The sequence below is a fragment of the Peribacillus sp. SIMBA_075 genome (assembly GCF_046534585.1).
Genome location: NZ_JAWRYN010000006.1, coordinates 48,090 through 65,804 on the forward strand (window position 1 = coordinate 48,090; position 17,715 = coordinate 65,804).

Sequence of the window (17,715 nt, forward strand, 5' to 3'; positions counted from 1 at the left end):
AAGCAACCCTTTCTTATAAACGCCTTTGGATAATCTACACTTGCAACAAATTTAGGTGTTATTCAATAAGACCTAGACACTTTTTTATCTGTAATATAGTTCTATATTTATTATAAACTACCTTACGTAAGATGATTTCAAAAAAATGTAGCCCTTACTCGTTCTGAGTAGGGGCTTTTGATTTAAGAAAGCTTTTTGAAACTTAAATAAATACTTTAATGTGGTAAGACCTAAAGTGAGTCCCACCAATCTTCAACATTTTCTCGTTTTTTCTTATTTTCCAACTCTTCTATTTCTAAATTTATCCCTTGAGTTTCAGAGATTAGACTAACATATGCTTTGTTGGTCGCATAAAGTTCATCTGAATAGGTAATTCTCAATTTATATCCCTCATTTGACCAGTTTGAACTTGCTTCAGAACTGCTAAAAGCACCATAACCTGTGCTGATTTTAATAATTCCATAATCATTAAGAAGGCCACCAAGAACACCTAACATTTTTTTTATGGGTTTATCAATTCTGTCTAATAACTTATATCCATTTCCATAATAAAGAGCTTTATCCTGGTTAGTATGCCACCAAATATGTTGAGAATTCATATTTTTATAGACTAATTCAGAAGAACCTGCCCTTAACTTCAAAATTTCATTTTTTAATTCTTTAGCTCTTGATTCTCCTAAATCTATAACTTTATCAGGATTACTTTTTATAGTAGATAAAGATTCTTTTTCAATCCATAAATCAACAAATACTATCAACTGTTCAAGATATTTTTCCTTTAAAACCTCCATTTGTGTAATTAGTTCCTGCTTTTGCTTCTCTTTTTCTTTAATCAACGCTTCTGTACTATTAATCATTTTAAATCTCCGTTCTATAGCTTGTTATTAATATAAGTAAATTTCTTAGCCTATATTAAATCCCCCTAAAGGAGTAGGAAGATTAACTCATTACCTAATTAAAGATTAACAGTTATGGATATGTTTTGTAAATTAATTTTACTTTTTTAGCTTCAATGATCCACCATTTGATTGAATTACATTTTTTACGGGTTTAGTTTTTACTTCTAATATTGCTTCACCTGATCTACTTTCAATAAAGTCAGAAATGGTAGGGGATTGATAAATTTCAAGTTTTGTACTTTTTACTGCATAACGGGTAGGTGTAATAATTAGGATAGAAGGGAATACCTTTTTATCTGGTTTTTGCCAAGGTTCATCTTTCCAATCTCCTGTATCATAGTAGCTTTCATAAAGATCAATTTTCTTTTGCATGACTTCTTTTGTATACACATTACGCTGAACTTCAATAAATATTGGGTTAAACCAAATAGCAAAGATGTCCGGTTCTACTGTTCCTTTGTCTCCATATTTAGGCTCAATCATAAGGTTTTTGGTTTCCCTATGTGCTTTCATTTCAATAACAGTATCTACAAGTTCAAGGAAGTGGGGGATTTTAGTTGAGTCTGGTTTAATATTGCAGTCAACGGTGAAGTAAACGTATGGAGAGTGAAGAGTACTACATTTGATAAAGTTATCCCTTGTTAAGCGCTTTAAAACACTATTACAAGAATTTATAGGATTCTTAAGGTGCTTAAAGTGTAATTCAACTATCTGGTTTCTTGACATCATTCTGAATTGTCTCAAGTCATTAATAATGGCTTTATCCCTTTGGTTCACTATCGAACACCTCATCTAATGAAAATTCATTTACCTTTCGATCTGCGACATCTTCAAGCTCTTGTTTTTCTTGTTTAAGTTTTAATGGATCAAGTAACCCTTTAGCTTTCTTCTTATCCATATAAGGTACTTGGATCACTCTTTCTTTACCTTGAGTTGAAAGTATCATCCTGCCTGCAGTATCTAAGTCAACTGATTGCTTCAATCCACTTATTTTTGCATTCGTTTCATCTGACTGTTTACCTGATATTCTAAAGGTGAGGTTATTCTTCAATTGTCCACCCAATGATTTAGCATCGCCACGTTGCATTGACAACATCAGATAAACTCCATTAGACCGCCCTATACAGGATATACTCTCAATTATTTTCATTATTTTTGGTTTATCTTTGAGCAATATAACCTCATCAATACACACTACAATTGTGGGTGGAGGATTCTCTAATTCAAAAATACTTTCAACGTCCATCTTATCAAGTAACTTACCTCTACGTTCCATTTCCTTTGCAACCATTTGAAGCTGCGGTAATAATGATTGAGCATCCATGTAAACACCCATTACATGAGGTAGTCGTTTGTAAATACCGAATTCTGAAAACTTTAAATCACCAAGTAAGAACTGTATTTCATCTGGTGACTTATGCAGAATCAAAGAGGTCAATATTCCCCTAATTAATGAGCTCTTACCACTTCCGGTAGTTCCTGTGAGCAACATATGATGTTCTTCTGCCATATCCTTCACATTCATCTTACCTAACCTATCTACACCGCACATAATAGGGATTATTTTACCCTTCAAATGAGATTGAATTTTTTTAAACTCGTATGGAATATCTTTTTCCATGTCCTTTGAATAACACCACAAGATAAACTTCTTCACCTTACCATCTATTTCAATGTTATTTCCAAAACACTGTTTGAATACCCATTCTTGTTTCAAAACCAAATCAGGATTAGCACCATCGGGTAAGGTAAAAGTGAATCTGACAGCTTCATTTTCCTCATGAATATGGACATCATGAATCTTGGGATAACGTGTATACGTCTTTGATTGCGTTGTAGTTTGCTTGTGGATTCCACCAAGTTTAAATGCCCTCATCAATGAACCACGTAGCTTCATCTTTGCTCTCCACTTATCCATCATAAAAACACCCCACTAACACTAATCATTAGTTTCCATATAAATCCGAATGCTATACAAGGTATAGCGATATTAAAGCCTGTGTGAAGTGCTTCAGCTATGTCATAATTTCCTTGATGTTCAAAAAACTTTTCCAATAAGGCAATGGATACTAGCCCAACACCCATAAGGCAAATTGTCGGATCAAATAAAATAAATGGACTGACTGAATATAGGTTAATATTCGTACTGGCTTTCCATTTTACCTTCTTTTTATCCTTAAAACTTCCGTCCATAAATGAATGTAACTGTATAGTATGCTTTCTTCTCATAAGAACAATTCCTCCTTTTAAATATTCAGTCAATTAGAATTAAATAAATCCCACTCGCGCTCCCCCTTAATCCCTCACTCCGTTCACTCTTAACAAATTCCTTTGTTTCAGTCATACCAACGGATTAAACTTGTTTTTCTTTGGTAATGATAATAAGTAAAAACAAAGTAACTGATCAGTCGATAATTAGTTGATTTATTTCAGATAATCAGTAGGTGATTCAATAATGGAATCGTATCTACTTTGGTAAATGATATGTAGAAAGTTCGTAGATGTTGCTTGTACCTACGAGAAAGGGGAAATTTATTTACAATGGTAGAATACATCGTGTTTTTTGGACTAGTAATATCAGGGTTTGTTTTTCTTGGCTTGGACATTAGAAGAAGCAGGGGAGTGACGGTGGATCAATACATACCCCCATACTTTGTGGAACTGGATAAATGTCAAAGTCCTATTGAGAAAAGGGTATTGAAAGCATTATGGATGAGGGATTATAAAGTAACTACACAGTATCCAATAAGAAGGTATAGAATTGATATAGCACTTCCAGTGTATCGGTTAGCCATTGAATGTGATGGCAAAGATTTTCATTCAAGTAAAAAAGCTAAAGCACACGACAGGAAGCGAGACGCATACCTAAGATCGATTGGATGGAAAACGCTGCGGTTTAGTGGAAGCACCATCAATGGGAATATGAGTAAGGTGATTACTCGAATTGAATCTGAAATACAGAAGAAACACTCTAATTAAAAAGTGTTTGTTACGTTTTCTGTCACAACTAAGAAAGAAATGCTAATTTCTTCACAATACTGTCACTAGGACTTTTTACCTATATAATGAATATATAGGCTATGAGGGAGGCTGATTTTGTGAAATTGAAAGAATTGAGTTTTGAGCGAACCGGTTATATAAAGGCTAAGTTACAGTTATTTGATGATCATGTATTCTTAATGGCTGAGGATTGTATGCCTGTGAAGCTATGCCGTGAAAAATATGGTGAAGAAGAAGCAATCCAATTTGCAATAAAGGAATTTGAAAAACTGAATAATGTAATTTTGACGTCTATCGATTGATATTTGGAGGGATAAACATGCGAAATTTAGAAGGATTGAAGATTATAGATACTGATGAATATACTTATATAGAGGGAATTGGTACAGCTACTGAAGAGGGGAATCTGGATTTAGAGGGGTTAATTAAAACGTTGCTGCAGGAAAAATACCTACGTTATCTATAAGAAGGGAAATTTTCCCCTTAATTTTTTTGACTAAACTAAGAACAAATGTTCTATAATGTATTTATAGAATGAATGGAGATGTTCTTATGTCAATAAAAGATCGTGGAAAGCTTAAATGGCAACCAGCATTGATGCTGCCTGAATACGTTAAGTTACTTAATGATGTAAATAAGGATTATTACCGTCAAGTAAAACCAATATTAGACGAATATCAGCTGGAGGAGTTTGAGAACAAAATACACACTGCTATGGAGTTTAGTTCAACTGTAAAGTTTACTGTTTGGGAAGATGGTTTTGATTGGGATTATGTTGGAATGATACATAGGTTAGATCCTTTGACAAAGATGATACACTTAGAGTTGGAAAAAGAGAAGGGACATATTATTAGGGTGAAGTTTGAGGATCTTGTAGCAGTTGAGATAAGGGAGTGAACGGGGTGTTAATGTTGGCTTTTCTTATTTTAATACACCATAAAGAAAAGCCAACATTAAACATGCTGACCCCTTTAACACCTTATACACTAGTATCTGAATCTGTATGCTTTTCTTTATCTTTATTGAAGAGCTTGATTGTTCCCACTGTTAATTTATACACTAACCATGTGACCAAAAGTATATATACAACAAATCCTAATGCATAGAACACTAATGGAAAATATCCTGTATCGCTCCAAAAATAAGCGTCGTAGTTAGGGTAACCTTCCCTCTTAGCAATAAGAAACGGGTAAGTTGAGGCCGTTGCAGCAAAGGTTGAGATACCATAGAAAAATCGGATAGCACTATTCCCCTTTGTAATGATCATTAGAATGAAGAATAATGCAAAGGATGATAAGCTGTAGACACCTATCACATATGCCCAATGAATAGCCATGTGTACGTATACTGTGAAATAGAATGAAGCTACAAGGAGAATAACAGCCATTAACCCAAGGCCAACTAATTCTGCACTGCCTGATGCATCATCATCGTAGTCTACATTAGATTTATGCAACCATTGATTATCCTGTTGAATGTATCCACGACTTTGTAGCTCTAATTCAATAGCATGTTTTTCACCTAAATAGTCATGATCATTATGATCTCTAATTATTTCATCATCGGTTTTCTTCCATGCGGTTCTATCGTATCCCATTTGACTCCTCCTCTTGTATACTTCAAATAATAATTTTACTTAAAAGAAAAAGCATCCCATTCGGAATGCTCATTTTCTTCTTCCAATTAACAAGGCATTATACTCCACACCTTCTCTTTCAATTCTGTATACTGTGCTGAATTGTACTTCAACAACAAGATTTTCACTTTGTAGCTTTTTGATTCCTTTTTCAAGATCTCTGTCAAAGGTTTCTGTGCTCCATTCTGATACAGTAATTGTTTTGATAATCATAATCTCATCTCCGTTATTTAAATGTTATTGTACATACTTATTTGTATGCTCAATAACATTTAAAAATTATCATTCTTCTTTAAACTAACTATATTACCCTCTTGATCAAATGTAACATCAATTACACTGTCACCCATTTCAGCTAATTCGTACTTACTGGCCTCTGAGTGAGGAATGAATAGACCACCTTCTGCATCTATACCTTTGTAATGATATCCTGCGTCAGATGGCTTATTATCGAATAAGAAGAATGATGCTGTAGTTCCGTTAAAGACTGGATCATGCGAGATGTGGATTCCATCGTATTCAGTTTGTGCTGATTGCTTAGGTTCGGATTGTGTGACTTCCTTAGCTGGTTCAGTTTCCTTGGACTCTGTGGATGATTTAGATTCTGTTTGAGGTTGTTTGGATTCCGCTTCATCTAGTTGCTGAGAGAGTGATTCAAGTTCTGTTTCTAATTCGCTTATGCGTTCATTGGATGCTTCTTCATTGTTAGATGCTGCGTATTCAAGTTGAGTGGTCTGTTCGGTGAGTTGGTGCTTTGATTTAGCTGCATAAATGAATGATGAGATTGCTATGATGAGTGCGAGAGATAAGATGATGTAGAGTGTTAGTTTGGATTTGCGTTGTTCTGATCTCATGTAGGATAGTCTCCTTTTAATTAAGTTTTTATTATAAAGTTATAGTTTCGTTAGCTTCATCAATAACATATCCGAATATCCCTAATTATTTCATCATCAGTTCTCTTCCATGCTGTTCTATCGTATCCCATTTGCATTCCCCTTTTAGAATATTTTATGAGTGTTATAGTAAATATTTCCTTAATTAATAAAACTCCAACATTTTCTATAATTTTACGTGTTACTCTATCATGTATTTTCTATAATTTTACGTGTTACTATTTTCATAGAAAATTTTATGAAATGTGAATAAAAATTCTATAAATGGAAAATATTGTGGTATAAAGGATTTTATATGGAGGATTTTAGATGATAAAAAACAAAAAAAGAAAATTAAAGCCTAAAGAGGGACAAGCATTTAAAAAGCAATATCCTCCAAGGGATAATAAAGGAAGGTACGCAAAAAGGTCTGAAATGGAATACAAAAAAAGACCAACAAAGTTGGTTAAACTTAAAGGCACATACGGGACATTTTTAGTCAAAGATAGAATATTTTTAGTTAGTAACTTCATCAGTACTTCTATTACACTCGGATTAATAAGTACGTTAATAAAGATAATTTTGATTTAAAATATATTAGGTGTTGGAGTGAGGAAATGTCGGAAACCGAGAATTCAAATGAAAATAAGATTAATCGAAAATCTAAAAAATTGTTGAAAAAAAGTAAAACCAAACTTTGGATCAAAAATAGAACATTTTTAAATGAATTTACAGTTGATGAATATCTAAGGAAAGAAGTAAAGTTAATCGTAGCTAAATATTCAAAGCAAACTAAAAAAAGCTAAGGTTTAATCCTCAGCTCAGTTAAGAGGAAATAATGAAAAAGAAAAGCTAGTGATAATAATAATATTTACAATAAATTTCCTGTTTATACAAAAAACCACCAGTAATTGCTATTGGTGGTTTTCTTCTTTTATATGGGTAATTACTTCCTCAATTTCACATTGTAAAAGGCGGCAAATATCATCAATAACTTTCATTGATACATTTTCATCTTTTCCAATTTTAGCAAGAGTAGATGATGAAATCTTAATTTGCTTTTGTAAATCAACTTTATTCATTTTTCGTTTGTGAAGTGTTGCCATCAAGGGCGCATAACTAAACATCTGACCACTCCTTTAGATATGTGTTTTATTGCTTTAGTTTAGTGTACCATAGCTTTTAAAAAAGATGAAATTTCTTCTGTACTGGTATTGACAACCATAATTGTTAAATGTTATATTAACTTTAGAAAAGCAAAGATATAATTCGAATAAACAGATGTAATATTCGATATAACAAAACAAGGGGAGCGGTTAAGGGATGACAAATCAGATAGTAGCAGTAGAAGGTAAAGAAATGGTAAGAGAAACTTTCGGAGTATTCACAAACTTGGGCATTGAACTTAACTTTAACCAAAATTCGGACAACCAAAAACAAGCACTAATTGAAGCGTTATATAAACTTGAAGGAATCTCTACTATTGAAATGAAAATTACATTAAACGATGGAACAGTCATTGTGCCTAACATAAACAATTGGAATCACAAATGCGAAAATATCTCAGTTTTCGATGAAGCAGATGACTACATGGATTACAGTACAATGTTTTTATAAAACCTTGCGATCTCGTAACATTTAAAAGGAGGTGAAAAGATGAAAAGTTATGACTCCATTCTAAACGAGTGGGGTTTTTATAATTTATAGAGAGAAAGGTAAGGGAGGGATAAATTCGGATACTTCTATTGCGTTTTTTGTGAAGACATTCGAAGTGAATTATTTAGAGAAGATAACTGATTTGGGGTTTAGCTTGGCGGATTAACATATATAGAAGAAACTAGGTCAATACTTTATTACAAGAAAAAACTACTAACTATAAGTTAGTAGTATGATCAAATTTAGAGTAAATAATAGAGGTTTGAGAGTTTGAATTTTAATTTGAATATTGGTCACAAAATTGGTCACAGATTTGACTGAAACCATTGTTATAAAGCAATAATTACATGATTTATTGGTCACAATTTATGGTCACATACATTAAAAAGAATCAACTTTTATTTATGATTTTTTCGATTAGTATTTGCAAATCATCCGGCCTATGAAACTCAATCGGCGAAACGCCTTTATCGAATTCTATTGTATTGGATTCTATCATCAATACATATTTCCCGTTAATCTTTCCTAAATGGATGCTGTCGCCAAAATCGGCTAGAAGTCCTTTGATAGATGTACTGCCAAGCTTCATGCGCAGTTCGGCTTCAGGTGTATGTTCGACAATCTGGGCTGTGGCTTCGACGACTTGGTGTGTTTCAAGGCGTTCCTGGATTTCTCGTTTTTCGCTTGTTTCCCAGATTTCCAGGTCTTGTTCGAATTTCTGCAGTTCGTCACTGTTTTCTTCGAATTGAGCGGATACATGTTCATGGACCATATGGATGACCTGGTTTTTCATGATTTCCGGCATTGATTCGCCATATTCGACGAATTTCAAAAAGTCCTCGAAGTAGCGGGCATGTGAGGCCTGGTGGATTTTCAGCTCGCCTTCTTCAACCATACCTTCTTCGGGCATGTAGGGGTATTGAATGGATTTCATATTTTTAGTGGTGATTGCCATTTCAACGTGCCTAATCAGGGTCCGTTCATCCGAAATGGAAGCAACTTTCGGCTCGAAATCACATTTTAATAAGAAAACGAATGGTTCATCGAGATATTTCGATAATTTAGCCGATGCGATTATGAAGACACCGCCACGGACGGCACTTGTATCAATATAAGACCGCGTGAATTGTTCATTTTCTTCTTGGAATTCTTCTTTCGTTTTAGCATATCGAACCCGGTTAAATACATTGTAATTAGGGTTGGAATCAAGTGCATGTCCTTCTTCGACAATGAAAGAACCGATTTTCGTCGGTATTTGTTCAGTTTTTGGATGACGGTCCACTTTTCGTTTGGAAATCTTCATCAATTCCCCATCCAAAAAATCCTTTAGTGGACTTTCTTCGTATTCTTCAGTATCAAGGGTTTGAAAATGTTTAAAACGTTTATCAGCCTGATCGCCTTTTCCTTCGACTTGGATTAAATAAAAAGACAGATAGGTAATCGTAAAATCCATGAATGTCACCTTCTTCAATTATTAAGCATAATTCCCGTACTTTTTTAAGACTTAATAAGTATAGAGATGTACGGTGATTCCGTCAAACTATTGGCGTGAATAAAAAAATAATTTTGGTACATTATTTCAAAATCATACTTAAAGAAAAATAGGGATAATGTTAAAATTCCACAAGACGAAAATAAAGGATTACAGGAAATACTCCATGAACGGTTAATCTAATAGATAAAATGAACTGCAAAATAAAAATATATTTTAAAGTAGATTAATTTAACAGCCTTAATGTCGAAATAGTATATATGGGTAGATAAATTGGAGGGCAATTCAATCATGAAAAGTATATGGAGAAACAGACAAAAGATAGATGCCATAGACTATATGCAATTTAAGGAACAAGTCGGTATAAATGTCACTGAATTTCCGAGCGTATTGGCTCAAGTGGATATGATTCATTTGACGATCGGGGATTTATGTATTATTCGGTCTTTACAAGATGAAGTAAAAGAACAATTGAGCCAAATTATAGAAAATTTTTATAAAAATCTAAAAAATGAATCCTCTTTAATGAAAATCATTTCGGACAATAGTTCTGTTGATAGGTTGAAAAAGACGCTTCATCGTCATATGTTCGAAATGTTCAGTGGTACAATTGATGATGCGTATATCAAACAGCGTTATGTCATCGCACAAGTACATGTGCGAATAGGACTGCAGCCAAAATGGTATATGAGTGCTTTTCAAGATTTACTGCAATCATTAATCATTCATGTAATTTCCAATATAAAGAATACTGAGCAATATCAGAATAACATTCTGGCTATCACCAAAGTTTTCAATTTAGAGCAGCAAATCGTTTTAGAGGCATATGAGCTTGAAAATGAAAAGATGCGTATAAAAAACCATGAAGAAAAAGAAAAGATTAAACTGCAGGTGAATCATAATGCAGAAGAATTGGCAGCAATCAGTCAAGAGACAAGTTCAGCGACTCAATTAATGGCAAATAAGGTAGTCGAAATTCATGATTTCACTCAAAAGGGTTCGGACATTGCGATAGAGACAGAGGGAAAATCAAATGAAGGCGTTGAACTGTTACAAGGATTAGAGAAAAGATTGGTAAAAACACAGGAGCAAATGACGCTCATCTCAAAAGATATGGAACACCTATCCAATACATCAAAGGAAATCGGACGAATTGTCACGATAATCACTTCAATTGCAGAACAAACGAATTTGTTGGCATTGAATGCAGCGATCGAAGCGGCAAGAGCGGGTGAAAATGGTAGAGGATTTGCGGTTGTAGCCGGTGAGGTAAGGAAGCTTTCGGAAAATACCAAAGAATCAATTTCGGAAGTAGTGAAACTCGTTAGTGGCATTGCTCATTTTACTAATGTTATGAATACATCTATTTCAATGGTTAGCGGTGAGATTACTAAAGGCACGGAACAAGGTAAAGAAACGAGCATATTTTTTACCGATATCGCAAAGGCCATGCTTTCAGTAAAAGAGCAGAATATTAAAATCACCAAGGAAATGACTGAACTGAATGTTATATTCGAGGAAATTAATGAAGCGTTCAATCAAGTGGCCGTTTCCTCGGATCAATTGACTCAATTAACGATGAACTTGTAGAAGTTCATAAGGTTTGTTAGAAGGAACATCTTAAAGTGGCTTATGTGATAGTATTTTATATTTTAATAAACAACTCGATAGAATATTTTGATAAAAAAACCTCAAAGCAATTATGGAATAAGGATTATCATTTCATTATTTAATCGGGTGTTTAATTAATCTCTTGAAATAATATAGGTTTAATGTTATATTAATAAAGCGATGAGCTAATTTGTGTAAGCCGAAGAACAAGCTTTTAGCTAAACGTCGGGATGTGGCCTGACGGTTCTACGCCTCAAACGCATCAAAGACGCCTGCTGCGTGCAGGCGTCTTTTTCATTTTAGCGATTCTTTTTTTGCAGCTTGAACGTCATCCTTGAATTCCTCTTGAATTTCTTCTGTTATTCCCTTTGTTGCATCCTTGAACTCCCTAAGCGAGGTGCCAACTGCCCGTCCGATTTGCGGAAGCTTATTCGGTCCAAAAACAATTAAAGCTAAAATAAGGATTAAAATTAAACCAGGAAAACCAATGTTTGAAAGCATTACTAGTCACTCCAATCAAATCTTATAGTTAATATTATAGACTCCTGACAAGTATTTGCAAATGTTATCTACTATTAATTGTAATGCTCAACATCATAAATTAGACTTCTGTTAGACAAGCATTTTAAATTTATTTTGTCCTATTTTATCTTGCACATCTAAAAATCTTTCCTGCCTATCTTAGCCAATGCAATATATAAAATTAATATGTGAAGAGTGTCGCTTTTGGTTTTTTCCGTGTAGGGCTGTTGCTTATTTCGCTCGTATTACATGAAAAATTTTATTGCTTGGAATGATTAAACTTGCAAGATTGAAGGTATTTAGGTATTATAACTATACAAGCTGCGTTGTTCGTAATGATAATTAAGTTTTAACCTTTAAGCTGTAATAGGGAGTTTTACATCGAAACAGGAATGTTATGCCTCGTCACTGACTTGGACAACAGGATTGTTTCTGCAAACACCCACTTTGAGGAGTGGTGGTTTAAAACTTTCTTACTTGAATACGGCAATGGCGGCTTATATTTTTAAAATTAGAAACCAGTTCCGATTTGGGGCTGGTTTTTTGTTGTTTTTACTAATGTTCAGAGTGTTGGAGATAGATGCACTTATGGGTATTGTCAGAAAAATTAAAATGTAAGGATCCAAGATTTATGAATAATATGTGAAAGTTTTTATTGAAATATCTGATAATTAGCCATTATAATAATAATTAGATAACTCGGTTCACTATTTATATAAAAAGATGGTGAGTCGATATTTTTTAATAATTACGTAAGCGCTATCATTTGGATGGAGTTACTGCAGTCACCTTAGGGAGGAGAAAATTTTATGGCTAGTATTAACACAACCGAGGTAATTAGCAACAGTAAATTTAACCGCTTTCATTTTGGGTTGCTGGCATGGTGTTTTATAATAATCCTTTTTGATGGCTATGACCTTGTCGTTTACGGAACGGTCGTCCCGGTATTGACGGAGGAGTGGAACCTAACTTCCGTGGAAGCGGGGGCTATGGGCAGCTATGGTCTATTTGGAATGATGTTCGGGGCAATCTTCTTTGGTACATTGGCAGATAGGATTGGCAGAAAAAATGTAATAGCGATTTCGCTGATTTTATTTAGTTTATTTACACTTTTATGTGGATTTGCGAACACACCTACCATGTTTTCGACTTTACGATTTTTGGCGGGATTAGGGCTTGGGGGCATCATGCCGAATGTCATTGCCTTATTGACGGATTATGCACCGAAAACGATGCGGAGCATGGTCGTTTCGGTCGTTTTGTGCGGATATTCATTCGGAGGAATGCTTGCCCCGATACTGGGTATCTGGCTTATGCCGATCCTAGGCTGGGAGTCAATATTCTGGTTTGCGGGAATACCACTGTTATTTTTACCCTTCATGATGAAGCGTTTACCAGAGGCCTCTACGCATCTGATCAGAGTTGACAGAAAAGAAGAATTGATCAGGATATTATCCAAGGTAAGTCCTGAGAACAATTTCGACATCAGGGACGAAATTGCAGAAGTGAAAAAAACTGATACGAATATGCCGATTGTTGGATTGTTTAAGGGGGCCCGTACTCTAAGCACCATGATGTTCTGGATCGCCTTTTTCATGTGTCTATTGATGGTATATGGATTGAATACATGGCTTCCCAAGCTAATGATCGAGGCAGGGTATGCGCTGAATTCAAGTTTAGGTTTCTTGATCGTTCTGCAGGGGGGAGCTATCATTGGCACGCTTATCATCGCTAAACTTTGTGATCGTTATGGATCCAAGAAAATGCTTGTGCCGATGTATGCGCTTGGGGCAGTCAGTTTGACGCTATTGGGAATGGGCGGAAGTTCCTTCATGATTTACACCTTGGTAGCGATTGCAGGTGCCTGTACCATTGGTGCCCAAAACCTTGTACAAGCCTATGTTTCACAATACTACCCACCAAATATTAGATCGACTGCATTAGGTGTGGCATCTGGAATCGGAAGGATCGGCGGTATGCTTGGACCTATACTCGGCGGATTTTTATTGTCCATCTCGCTGCCCATCCAATTGAATTTCATTGCCTTTGCCATTCCAGGTCTGATTGCAGCGGTTGCTTTATCATTCGTTCCAGTGAAAATGGCATATTACAAAAATGATCATTCGGAACCAAATGAAGAAATAGTGGTAGAATCCGATAAAATGAATGTCTTGTAAAAGTTAAATGCATGGAGACCCTCGCCGTCCATTTCATGTTCATTCGTTTTTGAGAGCTTCTGTTGGAGGAGTCATGATTCCGGTATTTATACATTTTAGTAACGATTTTGGTGGAATTGTTCGCCCTGACCTTAGAGGGATAAGATCGAAAGGATAAAGTTTCTTAAATGTTCATAATTTCGCAATGCAATTCACTCCATTATATAAAGAATAAATGTTAGAATGATTGTACGGATAATTAATTCCTCCTTGAAGTGGAGCGAACTAGAAATTAATCTCATCTTTTGAGAGGAGTCATTACTTTGAAATTTTTAAAGCACATAATTTTTTGGTTATGCATTATAGGTACATTATTCTCTATGATATATTTCTTCATAGCGGAAATTCCGTTATATATTAAATTATTAGGCGCAGCGATCATCCTTTATCTTGGTTATGATCTAATAACCGAATCTAAGAAAAGAAAGCGTAAGGAAGCCTTGGATGCTTAATATTATAATCGTAAACGCCCTCTTATCAAAAGAGGGCGTTTTTTTTGCAGGTTTCGGCAGTGTTGGGGGATAGCATCATTTCAGCAGTGGGAATTTGGTTCATAACGATAATTTCAGCAATATGACTGTAAGCAGGCAGGAAAAGAAACTGTTCTAACGTACCCCAATCGAAAGCAGCTAATAAGCTTGCTTTAAGGCATGAGATGAATTCTACAAATAGGCGATCTATTGCCTATAGGGTTGGGTGGGGAATTATTGAAGGGGAAAGGCTGGTAAAGATACTTGGATATTAGTAAAACGGCCAAACACCTATTGAAGGCTTTAGTGAGGAATTAAAGGGTTAAGGTCCTTTCATTTGTTTACTGTCTAGGTCCCCATATAATGACTGAAACCCCGACTAAACAGATTGCAGCTCCAATCCAATCATATAGATCAGGAGTTTTCTTATCGATGCCCCATCCCCATAAAACCGATAAAACAATGAAAACCCCGCCATATGCAGCATATACCCGTCCAAAGGTAGGGAACGTTTGAAAAGTTGCAATGATACCGTATAATACCAGCCCAAACCCTCCGGCTAACCCTAGATAAATGGATTTACCCTCTCTTAACCAAAGCCAAATTAGGTAGCCACCACCAATTTCGGCTAGGCCTGCCATAAGGAATACTATTGTAGTAACTAACATTTATGTATACCTCTCTTTCTCGTTGAATTTTATCATACTTAGCAATGTTCTAAAGTGTAGACTTTTGAAGAAAAAGTGAATATGGACCGAAAGTTACATGGATCATCACCGTTAAAGCATGAAAATGATCCTTCTTTAATAAGATATTGTTATGCATGATTGATCTATGAAGAATTGTAGCTTTCAATTGAATTTAAGCCATCATCATCTTTTAACTCTAACTTGGATTGCAAGTCAGATACAAAGGGTACTATACCTAAAAGGAAATATAGTAATCTAGTTGAGGAGTTGCATCCATGAAATCCCGAACATTTGTATGCATGTTAGCCCTATTTCATTCATGTATTGTCGGCCTATCTTTCTTATTCACGAAAATGGCGATTGCAGAATCGAATCCGCTTGATACTTTGGCGTTCCGATTCACGGTTTCTTTCGTGATCATTTTATTCCTTGTCGCCTTTAAAGTCATTAAGGTGAACTATTCCTGGGAGTCAGCTAAAAATCTGGTTCCACTATCCTTGCTATTCCCCACTCTTTTCTTTACCTTTCAAGCTTTCGGACTTAAATATTCGCAATCCACTGATGCTGGAATTCTGTCTGCCGTCACCCCAATTCTAACATTAATGATAGCTGGATATTTCCTTAAGGAGAAAACATCTTTATATCAAAAACTTTCGATTGTCTTGTCGGTAGGTGGGGTCATTTTTATTTTGGTGATGAAAGGGAGCACGATCAATTTTTCCGACATGCTTGGGATGGTGTTGATTCTGCTCTCCTGTATTGCTACTGCATGTTATACAACGATGACCCGTTCGCTTGCCAAGGACTATACACCAGGTGAAATGTCCTTTTTCATGATGGGAACAGGCTTTGTCATTTTTAACGTTGCCGCGCTCGTTACCCATTTAAAACAAGCAACAATGCCGGAATTCTTTACACCATGGTCAAGCATGGAATTTATCAGTTCCATTTTGTATTTGGGCATATTGGCTTCATTGGTCACCTCGTTATTATCCAATACGATTTTATCAAAAATCAAAGCATCTCAAATGAGTGTATTTGCAAATCTTTCCACGGTTGTCACGATTGCAGCGGGAGCTCTCATTCTTGATGAAAATATTACAATCTACGATATTATGGGGTCAGTACTAATCATTTTAGGTGTAATAGGGACGAATTATTTTGAAGGGGAGAAAGAGCATGCGATAAAAGTGAATCTTGAATATAAAGAGGAACAAAGTGTGAAATGAATGAAAATGGTCCATCCTAATAGGAATGGACCATTCAGACTGTAGGCAAACTTGAACTGCCCCGTAATGTTAACCGAACTAACATTTACGGGGTGTTTTTTTATGGCTTGTACAATTTGAATGTTGATTTCCGCTCCAGGCACTTTCGCGGGCGGTCTCCCTAGACTCGCTTTTCTAAGCAGGAGTCTCGCAGAGCCGTTCCAAGCAGCTTTGTTACAAAACTTAGATAGAAATCATATTTCATTTCCACCATATTGTTTGCGGGAAATTTGCTGATCCGATCAATACTTGCTCGCCCAGTTGAGGTGTGCAGACTTGGACGGCAAGATCATTGGCAGCTTTTGTTACCCGTTCTATCGGATCTGTCCAATCATGAAAAGACAATGTGAACCCAGCCCAATGAATGGGAATCATCAGTTTTCCTTGTACATCGATGTGTGCTTGAACAGTTTCCTCAGGCATCATATGGATGGTTGACCAGCGCTCATCATATTGGCCGCATTCCATTAAGGTTAAATCAAAAGGACCATATTTTTCGCCGATATCTTTAAAATGGCTACCATATCCACTATCACCGCTGAAAAATATCTTTTCGCGTTTTCCATTAATTACCCAAGAACACCACAATGTCGTATTGCCATCGGTTAAACTCCTTCCAGAAAAATGCCTTGCAGGTGTACAAACAAATTTCAAATCCTTGAATGAAACTTCATCCCACCAATTATGTTCCTGGATCAGTTCTTGTTTAACGCCCCATCTTTCAAGGTGTCCACCGACACCTAGTGGAACAATGAACTGACCGACCTTATCTTTTATTTTCTTTATTGAGAAATAATCCAGATGATCGTAATGGTCATGGGAGAGCAGGACGGCATCGATAGGAGGCAGTGAATCCAAATCAACAGGCAATTCCCCGCTAAACCGCTTGTTCCCAAACCAAGGAAACGGAGTGGGTGCTTTGCCAAACATCGGATCCACCAAAATGGTTTTCCCGTCTATCTCCAACATGAATGCAGAATGACCAAACCAGGTGACTTTATTGGAATCCACAGATACAGGTTCTTTTGTTCCAATTCCGATAGGATGGTCTGGCCTTCTTTTTGGATTGCCTTTTATGTAATCCCGTAAAATGGAACCGGTATGTTTAAGACTCATCGATTGACTAGCAGGAATCTGATTGTGGAATTTCCCATTGGCAAAATTCTCTTTAGTAGTGAAACTTCGCACTTTTTCTTTGTTTGCCCGCCTCCCCAGCGGAGGATAGAGGTTAAGGACAAGTAACACTAATATAATAGAAGAAATGATGAACTTTATAATTTTCAGCATGAATTATGTTCCTCCCATATTAATCAGACCTTTCGTAAACTTATCATATCACAGAATTTGTATGGTTATTTACTGCGATATCCCACAAGAGATTTAC

Annotated in this window: 22 protein-coding genes and 1 other RNA gene; 11 read left to right on the plus strand and 12 right to left on the minus strand. The window is 35.7% G+C overall.

Annotation, left to right across the window (positions count from 1 at the left end):
- Window positions 1–230: 230 nt before the first annotated feature.
- The 4 genes from SB775_RS07045 to SB775_RS07060 all read right to left on the minus strand — a co-directional run bounded on the left by SB775_RS07045 (window position 231) and on the right by SB775_RS07060 (window position 3,128).
- Complete coding sequence (locus SB775_RS07045; protein WP_410861030.1) at window positions 231–857, minus strand: hypothetical protein; 627 nt, start codon at window positions 855–857, stop codon at window positions 231–233.
- A gap of 138 nt (window positions 858–995) precedes the next feature.
- Window positions 996–1,676, minus strand: a complete 681-nt coding sequence (locus SB775_RS07050) for a replication-relaxation family protein (RefSeq protein WP_410861031.1) — start codon at window positions 1,674–1,676, stop codon at window positions 996–998.
- On the minus strand, window positions 1,660–2,820 hold the full coding sequence (locus SB775_RS07055; protein WP_410861032.1) for an FtsK/SpoIIIE domain-containing protein: 1,161 nt from the start codon (window positions 2,818–2,820) through the stop codon (window positions 1,660–1,662). The genes SB775_RS07050 and SB775_RS07055 overlap by 17 nt, the downstream gene beginning before the upstream one ends.
- The gene (locus tag SB775_RS07060; RefSeq protein WP_410861033.1) at window positions 2,817–3,128 is read right to left on the minus strand and encodes a hypothetical protein; all 312 of its coding nucleotides are present in this window, start codon (window positions 3,126–3,128) and stop codon (window positions 2,817–2,819) included. Before SB775_RS07060 ends, SB775_RS07055 begins: the two co-directional genes overlap by 4 nt.
- A gap of 312 nt (window positions 3,129–3,440) precedes the next feature.
- Here SB775_RS07060 and SB775_RS07065 point away from each other — a divergent pair, with 312 nt between their 5' ends.
- The 4 genes from SB775_RS07065 (at window position 3,441) to SB775_RS07080 (ending at window position 4,796) form a co-directional block, all read left to right on the plus strand.
- Window positions 3,441–3,878 (plus strand): endonuclease domain-containing protein, encoded by a 438-nt coding sequence (locus SB775_RS07065; RefSeq protein WP_410861035.1) that lies wholly within the window; start codon window positions 3,441–3,443, stop codon window positions 3,876–3,878.
- A 119-nt stretch (window positions 3,879–3,997) separates the two neighbouring features.
- Window positions 3,998–4,201, plus strand: a complete 204-nt coding sequence (locus SB775_RS07070; RefSeq protein WP_410861036.1) for a hypothetical protein — start codon at window positions 3,998–4,000, stop codon at window positions 4,199–4,201.
- A gap of 17 nt (window positions 4,202–4,218) precedes the next feature.
- Window positions 4,219–4,365 carry a hypothetical protein gene (locus SB775_RS07075; protein ID WP_410861037.1) on the plus strand — a complete coding sequence of 49 codons (147 nt, stop codon included), beginning with the start codon at window positions 4,219–4,221 and terminating at the stop codon, window positions 4,363–4,365.
- Window positions 4,366–4,451: 86 nt separating this feature from the next.
- The gene (locus SB775_RS07080) at window positions 4,452–4,796 is read left to right on the plus strand and encodes a YolD-like family protein (RefSeq protein WP_410861038.1); all 345 of its coding nucleotides are present in this window, start codon (window positions 4,452–4,454) and stop codon (window positions 4,794–4,796) included.
- A gap of 82 nt (window positions 4,797–4,878) precedes the next feature.
- On the opposite strand, the gene SB775_RS07085 is transcribed toward SB775_RS07080, so the two are convergent.
- The 3 genes from SB775_RS07085 to SB775_RS07095 form a co-directional block, all read right to left on the minus strand.
- Window positions 4,879–5,496 carry a hypothetical protein gene (locus SB775_RS07085; RefSeq protein ID WP_410861040.1) on the minus strand — a complete coding sequence of 206 codons (618 nt, stop codon included), beginning with the start codon at window positions 5,494–5,496 and terminating at the stop codon, window positions 4,879–4,881.
- A gap of 69 nt (window positions 5,497–5,565) precedes the next feature.
- Window positions 5,566–5,748 carry a hypothetical protein gene (locus SB775_RS07090; RefSeq protein WP_057213921.1) on the minus strand — a complete coding sequence of 61 codons (183 nt, stop codon included), beginning with the start codon at window positions 5,746–5,748 and terminating at the stop codon, window positions 5,566–5,568.
- Window positions 5,749–5,807: 59 nt separating this feature from the next.
- Complete coding sequence (locus SB775_RS07095; RefSeq protein WP_410861041.1) at window positions 5,808–6,389, minus strand: hypothetical protein; 582 nt, start codon at window positions 6,387–6,389, stop codon at window positions 5,808–5,810.
- 348 nt (window positions 6,390–6,737) lie between these two features.
- Between SB775_RS07095 and SB775_RS07100 the strand changes: the two genes are divergently transcribed.
- Both SB775_RS07100 and SB775_RS07105 read left to right on the plus strand, forming a co-directional pair.
- Window positions 6,738–6,998, plus strand: coding sequence for a hypothetical protein (locus tag SB775_RS07100; RefSeq protein WP_410861042.1), 261 nt, complete (start codon window positions 6,738–6,740; stop codon window positions 6,996–6,998).
- 26 nt (window positions 6,999–7,024) lie between these two features.
- A complete protein-coding gene (locus SB775_RS07105; protein WP_410861044.1) occupies window positions 7,025–7,213 on the plus strand; it encodes a hypothetical protein in 189 nt (62 codons plus the stop codon).
- A 108-nt stretch (window positions 7,214–7,321) separates the two neighbouring features.
- Here the strand turns inward: SB775_RS07105 and SB775_RS07110 are convergent, their stop codons facing one another.
- Complete coding sequence (locus SB775_RS07110; RefSeq protein ID WP_410861045.1) at window positions 7,322–7,534, minus strand: helix-turn-helix domain-containing protein; 213 nt, start codon at window positions 7,532–7,534, stop codon at window positions 7,322–7,324.
- A 196-nt stretch (window positions 7,535–7,730) separates the two neighbouring features.
- Here SB775_RS07110 and SB775_RS07115 point away from each other — a divergent pair, with 196 nt between their 5' ends.
- A complete protein-coding gene (locus tag SB775_RS07115; protein ID WP_410861046.1) occupies window positions 7,731–8,024 on the plus strand; it encodes a hypothetical protein in 294 nt (97 codons plus the stop codon).
- A gap of 430 nt (window positions 8,025–8,454) precedes the next feature.
- Here the strand turns inward: SB775_RS07115 and SB775_RS07120 are convergent, their stop codons facing one another.
- Window positions 8,455–9,516 (minus strand): DUF3900 domain-containing protein, encoded by a 1,062-nt coding sequence (locus SB775_RS07120; protein WP_410861047.1) that lies wholly within the window; start codon window positions 9,514–9,516, stop codon window positions 8,455–8,457.
- A 330-nt stretch (window positions 9,517–9,846) separates the two neighbouring features.
- Here SB775_RS07120 and SB775_RS07125 point away from each other — a divergent pair, with 330 nt between their 5' ends.
- Window positions 9,847–11,145 (plus strand): protoglobin domain-containing protein, encoded by a 1,299-nt coding sequence (locus tag SB775_RS07125; protein WP_410861049.1) that lies wholly within the window; start codon window positions 9,847–9,849, stop codon window positions 11,143–11,145.
- Window positions 11,146–11,460: 315 nt separating this feature from the next.
- On the opposite strand, the gene tatA is transcribed toward SB775_RS07125, so the two are convergent.
- Window positions 11,461–11,667, minus strand: coding sequence for a twin-arginine translocase TatA/TatE family subunit (gene tatA, locus SB775_RS07130; RefSeq protein ID WP_089362160.1), 207 nt, complete (start codon window positions 11,665–11,667; stop codon window positions 11,461–11,463).
- Between the two features lie 336 nt (window positions 11,668–12,003).
- Between tatA and ssrS the strand changes: the two genes are divergently transcribed.
- Window positions 12,004–12,191, plus strand: a non-coding RNA gene (gene ssrS, locus SB775_RS07135) — 6S RNA.
- Window positions 12,192–12,497: 306 nt separating this feature from the next.
- Window positions 12,498–13,865 carry an MFS transporter gene (locus SB775_RS07140; RefSeq protein ID WP_410861050.1) on the plus strand — a complete coding sequence of 456 codons (1,368 nt, stop codon included), beginning with the start codon at window positions 12,498–12,500 and terminating at the stop codon, window positions 13,863–13,865.
- Between the two features lie 850 nt (window positions 13,866–14,715).
- Here the strand turns inward: SB775_RS07140 and SB775_RS07145 are convergent.
- Entirely contained in the window at window positions 14,716–15,042 is a 327-nt protein-coding gene (locus SB775_RS07145; RefSeq protein ID WP_061463139.1) for a YnfA family protein, read from the minus strand.
- Between the two features lie 296 nt (window positions 15,043–15,338).
- Here SB775_RS07145 and SB775_RS07150 point away from each other — a divergent pair, with 296 nt between their 5' ends.
- Window positions 15,339–16,292 (plus strand): DMT family transporter, encoded by a 954-nt coding sequence (locus SB775_RS07150; protein WP_410861051.1) that lies wholly within the window; start codon window positions 15,339–15,341, stop codon window positions 16,290–16,292.
- Window positions 16,293–16,532: 240 nt separating this feature from the next.
- On the opposite strand, the gene SB775_RS07155 is transcribed toward SB775_RS07150, so the two are convergent.
- A complete protein-coding gene (locus SB775_RS07155) occupies window positions 16,533–17,618 on the minus strand; it encodes an MBL fold metallo-hydrolase (RefSeq protein ID WP_410861053.1) in 1,086 nt (361 codons plus the stop codon).
- Between the last annotated feature and the right edge of the window lie 97 nt (window positions 17,619–17,715).

Bases quoted from the DNA above. Each gene is read 5' to 3' on its own strand.
- SB775_RS07055 (WP_410861032.1), bottom strand. From the start codon at position 2,820: ATGATGGATAAGTGGAGAGCAAAGATGAAGCTACGTGGTTCATTGATG.
- SB775_RS07045 (WP_410861030.1), bottom strand. From the start codon at position 857: ATGATTAATAGTACAGAAGCGTTGATTAAAGAAAAAGAGAAGCAAAAG.
- SB775_RS07110 (WP_410861045.1), bottom strand. From the start codon at position 7,534: ATGTTTAGTTATGCGCCCTTGATGGCAACACTTCACAAACGAAAAATG.
- SB775_RS07115 (WP_410861046.1), top strand. From the start codon at position 7,731: ATGACAAATCAGATAGTAGCAGTAGAAGGTAAAGAAATGGTAAGAGAA.
- SB775_RS07125 (WP_410861049.1), top strand. From the start codon at position 9,847: ATGAAAAGTATATGGAGAAACAGACAAAAGATAGATGCCATAGACTAT.
- SB775_RS07075 (WP_410861037.1), top strand. From the start codon at position 4,219: ATGCGAAATTTAGAAGGATTGAAGATTATAGATACTGATGAATATACT.
- SB775_RS07065 (WP_410861035.1), top strand. From the start codon at position 3,441: ATGGTAGAATACATCGTGTTTTTTGGACTAGTAATATCAGGGTTTGTT.
- SB775_RS07080 (WP_410861038.1), top strand. From the start codon at position 4,452: ATGTCAATAAAAGATCGTGGAAAGCTTAAATGGCAACCAGCATTGATG.
- SB775_RS07100 (WP_410861042.1), top strand. From the start codon at position 6,738: ATGATAAAAAACAAAAAAAGAAAATTAAAGCCTAAAGAGGGACAAGCA.
- SB775_RS07145 (WP_061463139.1), bottom strand. From the start codon at position 15,042: ATGTTAGTTACTACAATAGTATTCCTTATGGCAGGCCTAGCCGAAATT.
- SB775_RS07090 (WP_057213921.1), bottom strand. From the start codon at position 5,748: ATGATTATCAAAACAATTACTGTATCAGAATGGAGCACAGAAACCTTT.
- SB775_RS07120 (WP_410861047.1), bottom strand. From the start codon at position 9,516: ATGGATTTTACGATTACCTATCTGTCTTTTTATTTAATCCAAGTCGAA.
- SB775_RS07140 (WP_410861050.1), top strand. From the start codon at position 12,498: ATGGCTAGTATTAACACAACCGAGGTAATTAGCAACAGTAAATTTAAC.
- SB775_RS07155 (WP_410861053.1), bottom strand. From the start codon at position 17,618: ATGCTGAAAATTATAAAGTTCATCATTTCTTCTATTATATTAGTGTTA.
- SB775_RS07095 (WP_410861041.1), bottom strand. From the start codon at position 6,389: ATGAGATCAGAACAACGCAAATCCAAACTAACACTCTACATCATCTTA.
- SB775_RS07085 (WP_410861040.1), bottom strand. From the start codon at position 5,496: ATGGGATACGATAGAACCGCATGGAAGAAAACCGATGATGAAATAATT.
- SB775_RS07150 (WP_410861051.1), top strand. From the start codon at position 15,339: ATGAAATCCCGAACATTTGTATGCATGTTAGCCCTATTTCATTCATGT.
- tatA (WP_089362160.1), bottom strand. From the start codon at position 11,667: ATGCTTTCAAACATTGGTTTTCCTGGTTTAATTTTAATCCTTATTTTA.
- SB775_RS07105 (WP_410861044.1), top strand. From the start codon at position 7,025: ATGTCGGAAACCGAGAATTCAAATGAAAATAAGATTAATCGAAAATCT.
- SB775_RS07060 (WP_410861033.1), bottom strand. From the start codon at position 3,128: ATGAGAAGAAAGCATACTATACAGTTACATTCATTTATGGACGGAAGT.